This window comes from Flavobacterium sp. (genome assembly GCF_044349645.1).
Taxonomy (GTDB): Bacteria; Bacteroidota; Bacteroidia; order Flavobacteriales; family Flavobacteriaceae; genus Flavobacterium.
The window spans coordinates 1-15,185 of sequence record NZ_JBIKQP010000041.1 but is presented as its reverse complement, the minus strand read 5'-3'; the positions used below and the strand labels follow the sequence as shown (position 1 = coordinate 15,185).

17 protein-coding genes are annotated in these 15,185 nt (G+C 30.0%); 2 read left to right on the top strand and 15 right to left on the bottom strand.

The features are described from left to right. Nucleotides 1-99 precede the first annotated feature (99 nt). The 10 genes from coaE to AC9UFV_RS08235 all read right to left on the bottom strand — a co-directional run bounded on the left by coaE (nucleotide 100) and on the right by AC9UFV_RS08235 (nucleotide 9,554). A complete protein-coding gene (gene coaE / locus AC9UFV_RS08280) occupies nucleotides 100-687 on the bottom strand; it encodes a dephospho-CoA kinase (RefSeq protein WP_509574754.1) in 588 nt (195 codons plus the stop codon). Then, nucleotides 684-1,682: a glycosyltransferase family 2 protein gene (locus AC9UFV_RS08275; RefSeq protein WP_509574752.1), complete on the bottom strand. Its 999-nt coding sequence runs from the start codon at nucleotides 1,680-1,682 to the stop codon at nucleotides 684-686. Before AC9UFV_RS08275 ends, coaE begins: the two co-directional genes overlap by 4 nt. Before the next feature lie 149 nt (nucleotides 1,683-1,831). Beyond that, nucleotides 1,832-3,022, bottom strand: coding sequence for an enoyl-ACP reductase FabV (gene fabV / locus AC9UFV_RS08270; protein ID WP_509574750.1), 1,191 nt, complete (start codon nucleotides 3,020-3,022; stop codon nucleotides 1,832-1,834). A gap of 65 nt (nucleotides 3,023-3,087) precedes the next feature. Further along, nucleotides 3,088-4,740, bottom strand: a complete 1,653-nt coding sequence (recN, locus tag AC9UFV_RS08265; RefSeq protein WP_509574748.1) for a DNA repair protein RecN — start codon at nucleotides 4,738-4,740, stop codon at nucleotides 3,088-3,090. Nucleotides 4,741-4,765: 25 nt separating this feature from the next. Continuing rightward, nucleotides 4,766-5,656: a type IX secretion system protein PorD gene (gene porD / locus AC9UFV_RS08260; protein ID WP_509574746.1), complete on the bottom strand. Its 891-nt coding sequence runs from the start codon at nucleotides 5,654-5,656 to the stop codon at nucleotides 4,766-4,768. Continuing rightward, nucleotides 5,646-6,887, bottom strand: a complete 1,242-nt coding sequence (gene coaBC / locus AC9UFV_RS08255; protein WP_509574744.1) for a bifunctional phosphopantothenoylcysteine decarboxylase/phosphopantothenate--cysteine ligase CoaBC — start codon at nucleotides 6,885-6,887, stop codon at nucleotides 5,646-5,648. Before coaBC ends, porD begins: the two co-directional genes overlap by 11 nt. 10 nt (nucleotides 6,888-6,897) lie before the next feature. Then, entirely contained in the window at nucleotides 6,898-7,212 is a 315-nt protein-coding gene (locus tag AC9UFV_RS08250) for a DNA-directed RNA polymerase subunit omega (RefSeq protein WP_509521836.1), read from the bottom strand. 10 nt (nucleotides 7,213-7,222) lie between these two features. Continuing rightward, nucleotides 7,223-8,017: an outer membrane protein assembly factor BamD gene (locus AC9UFV_RS08245; RefSeq protein WP_509574742.1), complete on the bottom strand. Its 795-nt coding sequence runs from the start codon at nucleotides 8,015-8,017 to the stop codon at nucleotides 7,223-7,225. 128 nt (nucleotides 8,018-8,145) lie between these two features. Beyond that, nucleotides 8,146-9,024, bottom strand: coding sequence for a 4-hydroxy-tetrahydrodipicolinate synthase (gene dapA, locus AC9UFV_RS08240; protein ID WP_509574740.1), 879 nt, complete (start codon nucleotides 9,022-9,024; stop codon nucleotides 8,146-8,148). A gap of 11 nt (nucleotides 9,025-9,035) precedes the next feature. Beyond that, nucleotides 9,036-9,554 carry a DUF6913 domain-containing protein gene (locus AC9UFV_RS08235; protein WP_509574738.1) on the bottom strand — a complete coding sequence of 173 codons (519 nt, stop codon included), beginning with the start codon at nucleotides 9,552-9,554 and terminating at the stop codon, nucleotides 9,036-9,038. 47 nt (nucleotides 9,555-9,601) lie between these two features. Between AC9UFV_RS08235 and AC9UFV_RS08230 the strand changes: the two genes are divergently transcribed. Both AC9UFV_RS08230 and AC9UFV_RS08225 read left to right on the top strand, forming a co-directional pair. Next, a complete protein-coding gene (locus AC9UFV_RS08230; protein WP_509574736.1) occupies nucleotides 9,602-10,378 on the top strand; it encodes a 5'-nucleotidase C-terminal domain-containing protein in 777 nt (258 codons plus the stop codon). A 29-nt stretch (nucleotides 10,379-10,407) separates the two neighbouring features. Next, a complete protein-coding gene (locus AC9UFV_RS08225; RefSeq protein ID WP_509574734.1) occupies nucleotides 10,408-11,319 on the top strand; it encodes a bifunctional metallophosphatase/5'-nucleotidase in 912 nt (303 codons plus the stop codon). A gap of 7 nt (nucleotides 11,320-11,326) precedes the next feature. On the opposite strand, the gene ligA is transcribed toward AC9UFV_RS08225, so the two are convergent. The 5 genes from ligA to rpsF all read right to left on the bottom strand — a co-directional run bounded on the left by ligA (nucleotide 11,327) and on the right by rpsF (nucleotide 15,150). Beyond that, nucleotides 11,327-13,324 carry an NAD-dependent DNA ligase LigA gene (gene ligA, locus AC9UFV_RS08220; RefSeq protein WP_509574732.1) on the bottom strand — a complete coding sequence of 666 codons (1,998 nt, stop codon included), beginning with the start codon at nucleotides 13,322-13,324 and terminating at the stop codon, nucleotides 11,327-11,329. Nucleotides 13,325-13,395: 71 nt separating this feature from the next. Further along, nucleotides 13,396-13,872 (bottom strand): DUF6495 family protein, encoded by a 477-nt coding sequence (locus AC9UFV_RS08215; RefSeq protein WP_509574730.1) that lies wholly within the window; start codon nucleotides 13,870-13,872, stop codon nucleotides 13,396-13,398. 126 nt (nucleotides 13,873-13,998) lie between these two features. After that, on the bottom strand, nucleotides 13,999-14,442 hold the full coding sequence (gene rplI, locus AC9UFV_RS08210) for a 50S ribosomal protein L9 (RefSeq protein WP_509574728.1): 444 nt from the start codon (nucleotides 14,440-14,442) through the stop codon (nucleotides 13,999-14,001). Between the two features lie 64 nt (nucleotides 14,443-14,506). Continuing rightward, complete coding sequence (rpsR, locus tag AC9UFV_RS08205; RefSeq protein ID WP_027310945.1) at nucleotides 14,507-14,803, bottom strand: 30S ribosomal protein S18; 297 nt, start codon at nucleotides 14,801-14,803, stop codon at nucleotides 14,507-14,509. Nucleotides 14,804-14,808: 5 nt separating this feature from the next. Beyond that, on the bottom strand, nucleotides 14,809-15,150 hold the full coding sequence (rpsF, locus tag AC9UFV_RS08200) for a 30S ribosomal protein S6 (RefSeq protein WP_509547664.1): 342 nt from the start codon (nucleotides 15,148-15,150) through the stop codon (nucleotides 14,809-14,811). Between the last annotated feature and the right edge of the window lie 35 nt (nucleotides 15,151-15,185).

Here is a 15,185-nt window from a genome sequence, read left to right as displayed (position 1 = left end):
ACAATCAGTAAACGGAAAAATAATTTATTCATCAATCAAATTTAATATTTTAACATTTATTCTATTAATATATTAACCAAACATTAACAAAATAAGTTTTTATTGATAATTTAATAAATTATTAATAACAAATTCAGCTTGAACCAAAGCCTTGTCAATATCTTGATTATCAATTACATAATCACTTTTTTCATTTCGCATTTCGTCTGTCCATTGGTTGTTAATTCTAAACATCACCTCGTCATAGGTAAGTTGATCTCTAGCTATAACTCTTTGAATTCTAATTTCTTGAGGAGCGGAAACAGAAATTATCACATCGCAATTTTTATAACTTCCACTTTCAAATAAAATTGCAGCTTCTTTTATTACAAGTGGCGAATTTATATTTGCTTTAAGCCAATTCTCAAAATCAACTCTTACTGCGGGATGAATTATTTGATTGAGTAACTTTAATTGTTCAGGATTTTTAAATACGATTTTTGATAGTTTTTCCTTGTCAAGCAATTCATTTGTAAAAATGACATCCCCAAAAACTGACTTTAATGATTCTACTGTTTCGGGTAAATTAAGAATTTTTTTTGCTTGATAATCCGAATTATATACTGGAATTCCTAACGAGTTTAAATGATTCGCTATCGTGGTTTTCCCACTACCCATTCCACCAGTTAATCCAATGATTTTTGTCATTTTTTAAAGAATAATTCAGGAAAAGCTTGTTCTGGTTGTTTTTTTAAAATAATAATTTTAATGAAAGATTCTAAAAACCCAAAACCGTAACCTGAAAATTGTTTCCAAGCAGCTTTTATTGTTAAATAGCCTACGATAAAGTTTCTAGATTTATAGGTTGAAAACAAAAACAGAATAAAAAAGTAAATAAAATACAGTTTTAGAAGTAAATCATTAGCAAATATTAACAAGAAAATTGAAAAATAAAATCCAACAATAAAAATAGTTGGTAAAAAATAAGTGATCTTATTGTATTCCGGATACCAATAATTTAAAATAGGTCTGGCTTTACCAAATTTATTAACCTGAAGGTAAAATTTCTCCCAATCGATTCGTCTTTTGTGGTAAACAAATGCTTCAGAAAATAGTTTCGTTTCAAAACCTAATTTCCATAATCTAATTGATAAATCTGGGTCCTCACCAGGATGAATATTTCCAAAACCACCAGATGCTTCAAAAGCTTTCTTTGACAATCCCATATTAAAACTTCGAGGTTGGAAACGATCAATTGTTTCAGATCCACCGCGAATCCCACCTGTTGTAAGAAACGAAGTCATTGTAAAATCTATAGCTTTTTGAATGTTTGAAAAACTAGCCATTGCACGGTCAGGTCCACCAAAACAATCAACATAATCTTGTTTTAATTGATTTGACACCTCTAACAAATAGTTTTTTGGAATAATACAATCGGAATCAAAAATCAAAAAATACTCGCCTTTTGCCTTTTTCATTCCAAAATTTCTAGAATCACCAGGTCCAGTATTCTCTTTATTATAATAGGATATATTTAATTTGCTATTGAATGTATCAATCACATTTTCGCAAGTCAAATTTGAGCCATCTTCAATAATAACCACTTCAAAGTCTTCTTTATAATCAGTTTTAACTAAACTCTCAAGAAGTTCATTTATCTCGTCAGGACGATTATAAACGGGAATAATTATTGAAAAATACATTTCTGTTTTGTTTTTATATTTTATTTATTTTACAAATATAATTCTAATATCTATTGTGTATTATAATTGTTTATAAAAATTAAAAGCCACAAATTCAAAGGACCTATTCGTAAACCTCTGTATTTGTGGCATATTAAAATTAAATATTTTTAAGAAATACTTGAAATTTCAACCATTTCGTTAGTATCAGCTTGATAATCTACACCATCAAATCCGAAACCAAATAAATTATGAAAATCACTTGTATAACCATTTAAATCTCCAATATTTGGTAAAGATTCTGTTGTTGCTTCTTTCCACAACTTAGCTACTTTCTCTTGAACATCATCTCTCATTTCCCAATCGTCAATTCTAATTCTGCCTTTATCATCAGTTGGAATTTCAGAACCTGTATACAATCTATGTTGAAATAAACGTTGGATTTGTTCAATACAGCCTTCGTGAATTCCCTCCTCTTTCATTATTTTATACAATAAAGAAATATACAATGGAATCACAGGAATTGCAGAACTTGCTTGAGTCACCAAAGCTTTATTCACTGAAACGTAAGCTTTGCAGTTCACATTTTCTAATTGTTTAGTAATTTCGAAAGCAGTAGCTTCTAAATGATCTTTCGCACGACCAATTGTTCCTTTTCTGTAAACCGCTTCAGTAACTTCAGGCCCTATATATGAATAGGCTAAAGTCAATGCATCATTAGCTAAAACACCTGCATCATTTAAAGCATTCATCCACATTTGCCAATCTTCACCACCCATTACCACTACAGTATTGTCAATATCTTCTTGATTAGCAGGCTCAATTGAAACTTCTGTAACGTTACCTGAATGGAAATCAACTGTTTTATTTGTAAATGTTTTTCCTATTGGTTTTAGTACAGAACGGTGCAAAATACCAGTATTTGGATTTAACCTAACTGGTGATGCTAAACTATAAATAACCAAATCAATTTGTCCTAAATCGGCTTTAATTAAATCAATAGTTTGTTGTTTTATTTCATTAGAAAAAGCATCGCCGTTGATACTCTTTGCGTACAATCCTGATTCATGAGCCAATTTTTCAAAAGCTGCAGAATTATACCAACCAGGAGAAGCAGTTTTCCCTTCTGTTGGTGGTTTTTCGAAAAACACTCCAATCGTAGAAGCATTTGAACCAAAAGCACTGGTAATTCTTGATGCTAAACCAAATCCAGTTGATGCTCCAATTACTAAAACTTTTTTAGCTCCATCAATTGTACCATTAGATTTAACATACTCAATTTGATTTTTTACACTTTGCTCACAACCTTTTGGATGTGCTGTTAAGCAAATAAACCCTCTCATTCTTGGTTCTATAATCATTTTTTTATTTAATTCAAATTAATATTAATGGTTGTATTTATTGAGTTACAAAATTATAAAAATATTTAATTCAATAAGGCTTTTGCATGATTTATAGCAGAATCTGAAATATCTTTACCAGATAACATTTCTGCAATTTCAACAATTCTTTCTTCAAATGTAAGCTGTTTTAATTCTGAAATAGTTGTATCCCCTTGAATCGACTTATATACTTTGTAATGTGTTTTTCCTTTTGCAGCAATTTGCGGTAAATGTGTAATTGAGAAAACTTGCATTTTGTTGCTCATGTCTTTCATAATTGATGCCATTTTGTTTGCGATTTCACCTGAAACACCAGTGTCAATTTCATCAAATATGATGGTTGGCAAACTAGAATATTGCGCCAAAATTGCTTTTACAGCAAGCATAATTCTTGATAATTCTCCACCTGAAGCTACCTTTTTCAACAATCCAAAATCGGAACCTTTGTTAGCAGAAAACAAAAATTGTAATTCGTCCTTTCCATTTGTAAAATAATGCTCCGTTTCTTTTAATTCCATATTAAATCGAACATTTGGCATTCCCAATTGCTCTAAAATAAAAATTAATTTTTCAGATAAAACAGGAACAGCTTTAAATCTATTGTTGCGAATATTTAGTGCCAATTTATCTAATTCTGAAGTAGCAACTTCTATACTATCAGCTAATTTCTTTATCTCAAATTCTAATTCTACAACAGAAACCACTTTATTATCTAAATCGTTTTGAATTTCTAAAAGCTCTTCTATCGAATTTACCTGGTGTTTCTTTTGTAAATTATATATGTTTTGCAACTTTTGATTCACCAATTCTAAATTCTCAGGATCGTGAATTAATTTTTCAGTTTGCTGACTTAACTCACTAATGATATCGTCAAATTCTATTGTTACGCTATTAATTCTATCAAATAAAGATTGGTATTCTGGAGAAAAAGAAATTGTTTTCTGTAAGGCAATTTTTATTTCTTTCAAATTTTGAAGTATTCCAAACTGCTCTTCATTGGCTAAAGCCAAAGATTTATCCAAGTTTTCTTTAATGAATTCGACATTATTAAGTTGTTCGAAAACTTGTTCTAATTCCTCTTGCTCATTTACTTTTAACTTCGCAGCTAACAATTCATCCAATAGAAAGGTATTGTAATCTTGCTCTTTTAATAATGTTTGTAGTTTGGAAGTAAGTGATGCTAGATTTGATTTGTCTTTTTTATAAGAACTTAATAGAGTCGAATATTGATTAATATTTTCTAGATTATCAGCAACTGAATCAATTATTTGAAATTGAAACAACTCTTCCGAAAGTTCTTGAGTTTGATGTTGGGAATGTATGTCAATTAGAAATACACTTAAATCTTGTAGTTCTTGAAGATTTACCGGACTGTCATTAATAAAAGCCCTAGATTTTCCTGAAGGCAATATTTCTCTACGAATAATAGTTTCGTCTTCATAATCCAAATCATTGGATTCAAAAAAGGCCTGAAGATTATAATTTGCTATTTGGAAATGAGCTTCAATTACGCATTTCTCCTCCTTATTTTTAAGAGAAGTTAAATCGGCTCTTTTCCCTAATACTAAACCTAATGCGCCGAGTAAAATTGATTTTCCAGCTCCAGTTTCACCAGTTATAATTGAAAAACCATCAGAAAAATCAATTCCTAATTTATCAATTAAAGCAAAATTACTTATTGAAAGAGAAGCTAGCATTGAGGCGACTATTTATTTTAATTTATTAATATTTAATTTCTGCCCATTTAGATGAATTAATAGGTGAAATAATATTTAATTTTCCGATTAATTCTTTAGTATCTATAGATGGCCCTGCAGAAAAAACAGAAACAATTTCATCTGATTTAGCATCAAAAAAAACTCTAGTTATGAAGGCATTTGGTCTAATATCATTAATTCTACCAAGAGTTGAAATTGCATCTTTAATTTTTAATTTTGCTGTTTTCAAATCGTAATGCATTAAATCAAGTCCTTCATAATGATATTCAAATAGTGATTCTCTAAAAGAAATAAAGGTACTAGAAAGCATATCGTTTATTAAGAAAAATCGATTTTGAGTTCCATCTGCTTGCCCCCAACCTTTGTAACCTCCTGTTATAGCAAGATTTGCAACATCTTGAGCAGTTTCTAAATATTTGCTACCTCCTTGTTTTGAAAAAGTATCAGCATCCATGCCAATAATTACATAACTATAAAAGGCAATTACAGAAACTAAATTTGATTCAAAATTGGTAGGATTAAAATTTATATTCTCAAATTCATTGTATTTAAATGAAAAATCTTTATCATTAAAATTTAATATTGGTGAAGAATAAGTTGAATTGTAAACAGGTCTTGAAGATTGAACTTGAATTGTAGCAGTAAATTGATTAGAATCATATGCCGTTACAGTAATATACATGGAGCAGTTGATTTTTTCTTCCTGTTTATAGGGTACTCCTGTCCAATCTGTTTTATTTATGAAATCAGATAGCGATTTCTCTAAAGTGTTGAAAATTTGTTTGTTGGTAATTGTAATTTGATCAGCATTAACATTCACAGTACAATTTAATTGTTGCGCTTGAGTAATTCCAAAAAATAATAAAAAAAGAAAACTATATAATTTAAGCTTCATAATGAGCAATTATTTTAATTAAAATATCATTTGCAACTTCTTCTTTAGATTTTAATTCCATTGGAAACACATTGAAATTACTGTCAATAAAAGTTACTTTATTGGTAGAGCCACCAAAACCAGCACCTTTATCTTGTAAAGAATTTAGAACTATCAAATCTAAGTTTTTTTTCTGAACTTTTAGCTTTGCATTTTCAATTTCATTTTCAGTTTCTAATGCAAAACCTATTAAAAATTGATTTTCCTTGCTTTCTCCTAATGAATGCAATATATCTTTTGTTTTTTCCAATTCAATTACAAACGAATCTTCTGACTTTTTTATTTTATGAAGAGCCGGATTTTTTGGTTTGTAATCGGCAACAGCTGCAGCACCAATAAAAACATCAGAAGTTTTAAAATATTTCTGACATTCAGTATACATTTCCTCTGCTGAATTTATATTAATAACCTGAACAAAATCATGAACAATAGATAAATCAGTCGGGCCAGAAATTAATATCACCGATGCCCCATAATTTGCTGCTGATAAAGCTAAATCATAGCCCATTTTTCCTGAGGAATGGTTTCCAATGAATCGAACTGGATCAATAGCTTCATAGGTTGGTCCAGCGGTAATTAGAATTTTTTTACCTAATAAAGGTAATTCCGATTCCATTTTACTTTCTATGAAAGCAACAATATTTTCAGGCTCTGCCATTCTTCCTTCACCCGAAAGTCCACTTGCTAATTCTCCAGATTCTGCAGGAATTATTGTATTTCCGAACGATTTTAATTTGTTGAAACTCTCAATTGTAGATTGGTGTTTGTACATGTCTAAATCCATTGCAGGTGCAAAATAGACGGGGCATTTAGCCGATAAATAGGTAGCAATAAGTAAGTTATCACAAATTCCATTTGCCATTTTAGACAACGTATTTGCAGTAGCGGGAGCAATAATCATTAAATCAGCCCAAAGCCCAATTTCAACGTGATTATTCCATTCTAAATTTTGATTTGGATTTTCAACTTCTGAATCTAAAGTTTCATCTTCTTTGTAAAAGCTAGAGAAAACTGGTCTTTTAGATAGTGTTGATAGTGTTAACGGTGTAATAAAATCCTTAGAAGCAGGTGTCATTATCACTTGGACATGTGCACCTGCTTTTATGAATAACCTAACTAATGACGCAGTTTTATAAGCAGCAATTCCACCAGAAATTCCTAGTACTATTTTTTTACCACTTAAAACTGACATTGTATTTTATTTATTTTGTTTCTCTGTAGTAGATTTTATCATCTAACCACTCTTGAACTGCTAAAGCGTGAGGTTTAGGCAATTTTTCGTAAAATTTAGAAACTTCAATTTGTTCTTTATTTTCAAATACTTCCTCTAAACTATCATTGTAAGTTGCAAATTCTTCCAACTTTTCAGTCAATTCTTTTTTGATTTCAGAGTTAATTTGATTCGCTCTTTTTGCCATAATAGTAATTGCTTCATAAACATTACCTGTTGGCTCTTCTATCTTACTTTTATTATAAGTAATCGTATTTACTGGAGCATTCGTCTTTTTTAAATCCATGACTTTCTAATTATTTTGAAAATTGTTTTAAATCTTTATTAATTCTTTCCAACATATCGTCGGCTTTTTGTTTGAATTCTGTATTAGAATTGAATTTTAATAGATTAGAATAAGCTGTTTTTGCAGCATTCAATCTTTCTTCCATTTTTGTTGGAACACTATTTATAGCTAATTGATAAGCTGAATCCAATTTATAATACAATGCTTTTTCTTTATATGGCGTTCCTGGATAATCTATAATAAAATTATCTAAAGCAATAATTGCTGATTTAAAATCAGATATTTTATTGTACCCATAAGCATTTTCATATGCTTTTTTCTCAATTTTTTCTCTTAAACCTTTAACAATAGTATTGGCTTCCGGCAAATAAGTTGAATTTGGAAAAGCATCAATAAAAGATTGAAATTTATCAATTGCCTTTTCAGTATCTGTTTGGTCTAAACTATAAACTGGAGAAAGCATTGAATAACTTTTAGCACCTAAAAATGAAGCTTCTTCAAGTTGATCACTTTTTGGAAATCCAGCTGCAAAACTTTCAAATTGGTAACCAGATAGATAATATTGTTTCGTTTTATAATAAGACTGTGAAAACATATAAAACATCTTTTCTGCCTGGGGATTTCCTCTGAATGAAGGAGCCATTTGTTCAAAAAGTGTTAAAGCCTTAAAATATTTACCTTTTTCATATTGCTTAGAAGCTTGATCAAATTTCACCGAAAGATCTTCCGATTTTATGGCTTTTTGATATTCGCTACAAGACGAAAAACCTAAAATTATTAAAACTATATAGATGTATTTCTTCATTTTATTATTTAATTTCTGCAGTTTTTATGGTACTTTAATCATAAAAAACGAACTGCAAATTTAGTTATTAATTTAGCGACTACAAAATATTTTTTCTATTTATAATTCAAGCTTAATATACTCCGAAATTATTTGTTTTTTTGAACAAATAAATTAATTCTGTTTGCTAAATCTGAATTTACATTTACTAATGGCAAACGCATACAATTATCAGAAATCCCTAATGATTTCAATACTTCTTTGATGCCACCTGGATTTCCTTGCTCGAAAATCATATCGATACTGTCAGCCAATTTATATTGCAATTGAAATGCCTCGTCTACTTTTCTATCCAATCCAAATTGAATTAAATCTGAGAATTGTTTTGGAAAACCTTGTCCAATTACTGAAATTACACCACTTCCGCCCGCTAAAACCATCGGTAAAGCAATCATATCATCACCAGAAATTACATGAAAATCTTTAGGCTTGTCTTTAATAATACTCATCGCTTGGACTATGTCTCCAGCAGCTTCTTTAATTGCAACAACATTTTTAAATTCATTAGCAAGTCTAAGAACTGTTGAAGGTAACATGTTACTACCCGTTCTACCTGGAACATTATACAAAATTACAGGAACCGGAGAAGCATTTGCAATAGCTTTAAAATGCTGGTAAATTCCTTCTTGCGTAGGTTTATTATAATATGGCGAAACAGATAAAATAGCAACAAAATCAGAGAAATCTCTAGTTTTCAATTCCTCAATTATCTTGTGAGTATTGTTTCCACCAACTCCCAAAACTAGTGGCAAACGGCCTTTATTTGTGGAAACTACGGTTGTTATAACCAATTCTTTTTCTTCCTCTGTTAATGTAGCATTTTCAGCTGTGGTTCCAAGAACTACAAGGTAATTTATACCATTATCGATTTGATAATTTACAATTCTAGCCAATGCTTCAACATCTACAGAAAAATCTTTTTTAAATGGGGTAACAAGGGCAACTCCTGTTCCAATTATTGAATTCATAGTATTAATTTTTATATTTTGTTTAATATTTTTAAATACTTAAATAACTCATCTATAAATAGTTGGTAGTTATATATATTGGTTTTGACCATAAATTTATTTACGATTTTATCTTGAGTGTAAAATCCAACTTTAAAATTAGCTTTCGACAAATAAGACAAATATATCAATGGTGGCTTATCAAATTCATGATAATTAATTAGTAAATCAAAATTAGTAATCAAAAATAATTCGGCTTTTGAATGGGTTATTTCTCCTGACCAATTGAACTCTTTATAGGTTACTAATTCATGATTAAACACTCCATTTTTATTGATTTTATTCTTGAAAATCAAAACTTTAATTTGATTATTATCGATTCCATATTTAACCAATTCTTTTATAACATCTCCTATTTCTAAATTAAGATTTCCATCAAAAATAACTCCCACACTTTTAATAATGCTTGAAGAATGATTAGCTGGTGTATTTGATAACAATTTGCTAACCTTATTTTTTAATAAAAAATTCTTTATTATCTTGAAAAACATAGTACATTTACTTAATTACAAATTTAATTAAATTAGTTGCAATTCCGATGGTAAATCTAAAAAAGTATAACGGTGTTTTAAGGTATTTTGGTTTAATCTTAACATTTTTTTTGTTATTTTCTTGTGCTGAACAAAAATATTATGTCACAAAAATTGAAGCTAAAGATTTTGGTGTAACCAATAAATATAATAGTGATCAAGCTATAGATTCTTTTATAAAGCCTTACCGAGAACATATTGACACTGAATTAAACACTCTTGTTTCATATGCTCCAGAAACATTAGACAAATCTGGAAAATACCAAACTACAATTGGCAATCTTTTAGCAGACATTACGCTACAAAAAGGGAATGTCATTTTTAGTTCTAGAGAAAATAAACAATTGGATATTTGTTTATTGAATAATGGTGGTATAAGATCTATTATTCCAAAAGGGAATGTAACTTTAAAAACAGCTTTTGAAATTATGCCTTTTGAAAATACCGCAATAGTTGTGGGTTTAAATGGAGAACAAATTTTAGAAATGCTAAACCTATTTTTAATTGAAAATAAACCGCATCCGTTAGCAGGAATTCAATTTACTATATCAAAATCTAATCAACCAATAAATATTCAAATTCAAGGTAAACCATTGGATACTAATAAAATATATTACGTGATCACTTCAGATTATCTTTCAAATGGAGGTGATAAAATGGAGTTCTTCAAAAAAGGAATTGAAAAATATGATATAAATTATAAGTTGAGAAATATATTAATTGATTATTTCAAAGAAACAAAAACGATAACTTCAACTAGAGACCAAAGAATAATTTTAGAATAACTATTTGAAAAATACCTAATTATTAGATAATGAAAAGAAGAGAATTTATACAAAAAACAGCAGCAACCACAGCATTAGCAGGATTAGGATTGTCATTTAGTAGTTTTAAACCTTTAGACACAAAGCATTTAACTATACTTCACACCAATGATGTCCACAGTTATATAGATCCTTTTCCAGCGGATCACCCAAGAAATGCAAATATGGGCGGGGTCTCAAGAAGAGCCGCAATAATTGAGAATATCAGAAAAGAAAATCCAAATTTACTTTTATTAGATGCAGGTGATATTTTTCAAGGAACTCCTTATTTTAATTATTACGGAGGAGAGCTTGAATTAAAATTAATGAGTATGATGAAATACGACCTTGGCACTCTAGGAAATCATGATTTTGATAATGGTATTGAAGGATTTTACTCTCAAATGCACAATGCAAGCTTTGATTTTGTTACTTCAAACTACGATTTTAATAATACCGTTTTACAGGGAAAAACAAAACAATACAAGATTTTCGACAAAAACGGAATAAAAGTTGGAATTTTTGGTTTAGGAATTGAATTGGCAGGACTTGTAGATAGTAAAAACTATAAAGAAACTAAATATTTAAATCCAGTTGAAATTGCTCAAGACCTTTCTCGTATTTTGAAACACGAACAAAAATGTGATCTAGTGATTTGCCTTTCTCACTTGGGTTACAAATACAAAGACGAACAAGACAAAATTTCAGATGTAAAATTAGCTACTTTAACCAAAGATATTGATCTAATTATTGGTGGTCATACCCACACTTTCTTAGATAAACCAACTGTTTTAAAAAATAGTGAGGGTAAAGAAGTAATCGTAAATCAAGCGGGTTGCAACGGAATTAATATGGGTAGAATTGACTTTTATTTTGATAATGATAAATCGAAATCCCATAATGGAAGAAGTATCATCATTTAATAAATAACTATTTTATCATTTCAATATAATCGTCTTCTGAAATAATTGGGATCTTCAATGAATTTGCTTTTTCAAGTTTTGCAGGTCCCATATTATCTCCTGCAACTACAAAATGTGTTTTCGCAGAAATTGAGCTTCCCACTTTACCTCCATTCTCTTCAATAGAATTTTTCAATTCGTCACGCGAGAATTTTTCAAAAACTCCAGAAACTACAAATGTTTTTCCATCCAATTTATTGGTAGCATTAGGATTTACTTTTTCAATGATTTCAAACTGGACTCCATGTGTTTTTAATTCAGTAATAATAGATTGATTTGAAGGATTCTCAAAAAAGTCAATTACACTTTGAGCAATTCGATCTCCAATTTCATCAACCAAAACCAAATCCATAAAAGTAGCTTTGCTTAAATCATCTATATTTTTGTAGTGTTTAGCCAATTTCTTCGCGACAGTTTCTCCAACATATCGAATTCCAAGTGCGAAAAGTACATTTTCAAAAGGTACATTTTTTGAATTAGAGACTCCATTAATCAAGTTCTCAGCCGATTTTTGAGCCATTCGTTCTAGTGGTAAAATTTGCTCAACAGTTAAATTATATAAGTCAGCATAATTAGTTACCAATCCGTTATTGAATAACAAAGCAACCGTTTCCCCTCCTAAACCTTCAATATCCATCGCTTTTCTGGATATAAAATGTTGGATTCTTCCAATAATTTGAGGAGGACAGCCGTAAAAATTTGGACAATAATGATTAGCTTCTCCATCCAATCGAACCAATTCGGTTTGACATTCAGGACAATGCGTTATGTATTTTGTTGGGATTAAATTGGCTGGGCGTTTGCTATTATCAACAGCGATAATTTTAGGGATAATTTCACCTCCTTTTTCAACAAATACTATATCTCCAATTCGTATATCTAATTTTTCAATTTGATCGGCATTGTGCAAAGAAGCTCTTTTTACAATAGTTCCCGCCAATTGCACTGGCTCTAAATTTGCCACTGGTGTAATTGCACCTGTTCTTCCCACTTGGTATGAAATAGAATTTAATCTAGTGAAAACTTGCTCCGATTTAAATTTATAGGCCATTGCCCAACGAGGAGATTTTGCGGTATAACCTAGTTCATCTTGATGCTGGTATTGATTTACTTTCACCACTACTCCGTCTGTTTCGTAGGGTAATTTATGTCGGTGTTCGTCCCAAAAATCGATAAATTGAAAAACTTGATTTAAGTTTTTTGCCAATCTCGTTTCGTTTGGTACTTTAAAACCCCATGATCTAGCACTTTCTAAACTTTCAATTTGTGAAGAAACTGGTAGATTTTGACCAATAATAAAATAGAGTAAACAATCTAAAGGACGTTTTGAAACTTCGGTACTATCTTGTAATTTCAAACTTCCTGAAGCGGTATTTCTTGGATTTGAATAAGGTGTTTCTCCAATATCTATTAACTCCTGATTCATTTTTTCAAATCCTGCAAAAGGCAAAATTATCTCTCCACGAATGTCAAATTTAGCAGGAAAATTTCCAGTTAATTGTAATGGAATTGATTTTATAGTTTTTATATTATAGGTCACATCATCACCTTGAAAACCATCACCACGAGTTACAGCTCGTTTTAATTTTCCGTTTTCATAGGTAATACTGATAGAGGCACCATCGTATTTTAACTCACAAACATATTCCAAAGGAACATCGCCTAATACTTTTTGAATTCTGTTTTCCCACTCCAAAAGATCTTCTTTTGAATAAGAATTATCCAATGAATACATCCTGTAATCATGTGTTACAGTTGCGAAATTTTTAGTTATCGTTCCACCAACTCTTTGTGTTGGGGAATTTTCGTCGAAAAATTCAGGGAATTGGTTTTCTAAATCTTGTAGTTGTTTTAACTTGACATCAAATTCAAAATCTGAAATTGTAGGTTGATCCAACACATAGTAATTATGATTGTGTTGGTTTAATTCTTCTCTTAAATTTTGAATTATAATTTGAATATCCATTTAAAAAAGTGACAAAGTTACCTGGATTCAAAGTTACAAATAATGGTTATGATTTTGAAATAATTTGCGAATTATTCCGACTCAATAATGGTGTTTATTTGATTGAATAATTGTCCGTCACTTAAGAACGCTCCTTGATGAATTAGCCCAAAAAGAGATTGATTTCTATCTTCAGTAAATTCCTTTTTACCAATTTTCATTTCGATAGTTTCAGTAAATAGATTATCGCTTAGCCAATGTAAACCCTCTTTTGTTAAGAAATCTACTTCTGACACCAATGATTTCAATACAATTGATTTAACGTAAGTATCAAAACATTGGAAAAGAAAAATATGATTTTTTGAAAAATGCTCAAGATATTCTGTTTTTGAAAGTACACCTTCCCAAACCAAATCAGAGAAAATATCCAATTCTTGTTCTGCAACTTCTGGTTTTTCAATTTTTATTTGATCCCATTCTGCTTTATCAATTGCTTGGGTTGCAAGAAAACTGCTGAATTCAGCATGCATTTCTTCAAATTGTTCTTTAGTAAGTCTAGCGTATTTCATTTATACTGATTTTTTTAAATAATCTATTATGAGATGCATTATACAATAATTTAAGAATCTGAAATAAAATCAGATTAAAAAAAAAATCCCGACTTTCATCGGGATTTTTAAATATGAGTTAAGAAATTATACTTTTTCAGCAATGATTTCATATGATAATTCAACAATTACATCTCTGTGTAAACGTACAGAAGCAGAATATTTTCCAATTCTTTTTACGATTCCACTTGTAATGAATTTTCTATCAATTTCTTGACCACCTTTTGCTAAAGCTTCAGCGATATCAATATTGGTTATTGAACCAAATAATTTTTCACCACCTGCTTTTGCATAGATTTTAATTTCGATAGCTTTTAAAGCTTCAGCTAATGCTTGAGCATCGCTTACAACTTTAGCTTCTTTGTGAGCTCTTTGCTTTAAATTTTCAGCTAAAACTTTCTTTGCAGAAGCAGTTGCTAATTGTGCATATCCTTGAGGAATTAAGAAATTACGACCGTAACCATTTTTTACAGTTACCACATCATCTTTAAATCCTAAGTTTTGAACGTCTTTTTTTAATATAAGTTCCATGTTGTTGTCCTTTGTTATTAGAAGTTAGTCCCGCAGAAGCGAAACAACAACTGTTAATTTTTAATTATTTTAATAAATCCGCCACATATGGCATTAAAGCTAAGTGACGTGCTCTTTTAACAGCTACTGAAACTTTTCTTTGGTATTTTAATGAAGTTCCTGTTAAACGACGAGGAAGAATTTTTCCTTGCTCATTAACGAATTTCAATAAGAAATCTGCATCTTTATAATCAATATATTTGATACCAGATTTTTTGAAACGACAATATTTTTTTAATTTATTTGTTTCTATGTTCAAAGGCGTAAGATATCTGATATCTCCGTCTTTTTTTCCTGAAGCCGATTGTTGTAATGTTGACATAATGATTACGCTTTAGATGATTTTAATTTAGCTCTTCTTCTTTCAGCCCAAGAAATTGCGTGTTTGTCTAAACTTACAGTTAAGAAACGCATAACTCTCTCGTCACGTCTAAATTCAGTTTCAAATGCAATAAGAACCTCTGCTGCAACTTTGAATTCGAATAAATGGTAAAAACCACTTTTCTTGTGTTGGATTTCGTAAGCCATCTTTTTTAGGCCCCAATCCTCTTTGGATACCATTTCTGCTCCTCTGGAAGTAAGAAAATCTTCAAATTTGCTTACTGTTTCCTTTACCTGAACTTCAGATAAAACGGGATTTAAAATGAAAACAGTTTCATAATGATTCATAAAAATATATTTTATTGTTAAATTGGATGCAAAAG

Coding starts and splice junctions, on each gene's coding strand:
- coaE (WP_509574754.1), bottom strand. CDS start 687: ATGACAAAAATCATTGGATTAACTGGTGGAATGGGTAGTGGGAAAACC.
- AC9UFV_RS08275 (WP_509574752.1), bottom strand. CDS start 1,682: ATGTATTTTTCAATAATTATTCCCGTTTATAATCGTCCTGACGAGATA.
- fabV (WP_509574750.1), bottom strand. CDS start 3,022: ATGATTATAGAACCAAGAATGAGAGGGTTTATTTGCTTAACAGCACAT.
- recN (WP_509574748.1), bottom strand. CDS start 4,740: ATGCTAGCTTCTCTTTCAATAAGTAATTTTGCTTTAATTGATAAATTA.
- porD (WP_509574746.1), bottom strand. CDS start 5,656: ATGAAGCTTAAATTATATAGTTTTCTTTTTTTATTATTTTTTGGAATT.
- coaBC (WP_509574744.1), bottom strand. CDS start 6,887: ATGTCAGTTTTAAGTGGTAAAAAAATAGTACTAGGAATTTCTGGTGGA.
- AC9UFV_RS08250 (WP_509521836.1), bottom strand. CDS start 7,212: ATGGATTTAAAAAAGACGAATGCTCCAGTAAATACGATTACTTATAAT.
- AC9UFV_RS08245 (WP_509574742.1), bottom strand. CDS start 8,017: ATGAAGAAATACATCTATATAGTTTTAATAATTTTAGGTTTTTCGTCT.
- dapA (WP_509574740.1), bottom strand. CDS start 9,024: ATGAATTCAATAATTGGAACAGGAGTTGCCCTTGTTACCCCATTTAAA.
- AC9UFV_RS08235 (WP_509574738.1), bottom strand. CDS start 9,554: ATGTTTTTCAAGATAATAAAGAATTTTTTATTAAAAAATAAGGTTAGC.
- AC9UFV_RS08230 (WP_509574736.1), top strand. CDS start 9,602: ATGGTAAATCTAAAAAAGTATAACGGTGTTTTAAGGTATTTTGGTTTA.
- AC9UFV_RS08225 (WP_509574734.1), top strand. CDS start 10,408: ATGAAAAGAAGAGAATTTATACAAAAAACAGCAGCAACCACAGCATTA.
- ligA (WP_509574732.1), bottom strand. CDS start 13,324: ATGGATATTCAAATTATAATTCAAAATTTAAGAGAAGAATTAAACCAA.
- AC9UFV_RS08215 (WP_509574730.1), bottom strand. CDS start 13,872: ATGAAATACGCTAGACTTACTAAAGAACAATTTGAAGAAATGCATGCT.
- rplI (WP_509574728.1), bottom strand. CDS start 14,442: ATGGAACTTATATTAAAAAAAGACGTTCAAAACTTAGGATTTAAAGAT.
- rpsR (WP_027310945.1), bottom strand. CDS start 14,803: ATGTCAACATTACAACAATCGGCTTCAGGAAAAAAAGACGGAGATATC.
- rpsF (WP_509547664.1), bottom strand. CDS start 15,150: ATGAATCATTATGAAACTGTTTTCATTTTAAATCCCGTTTTATCTGAA.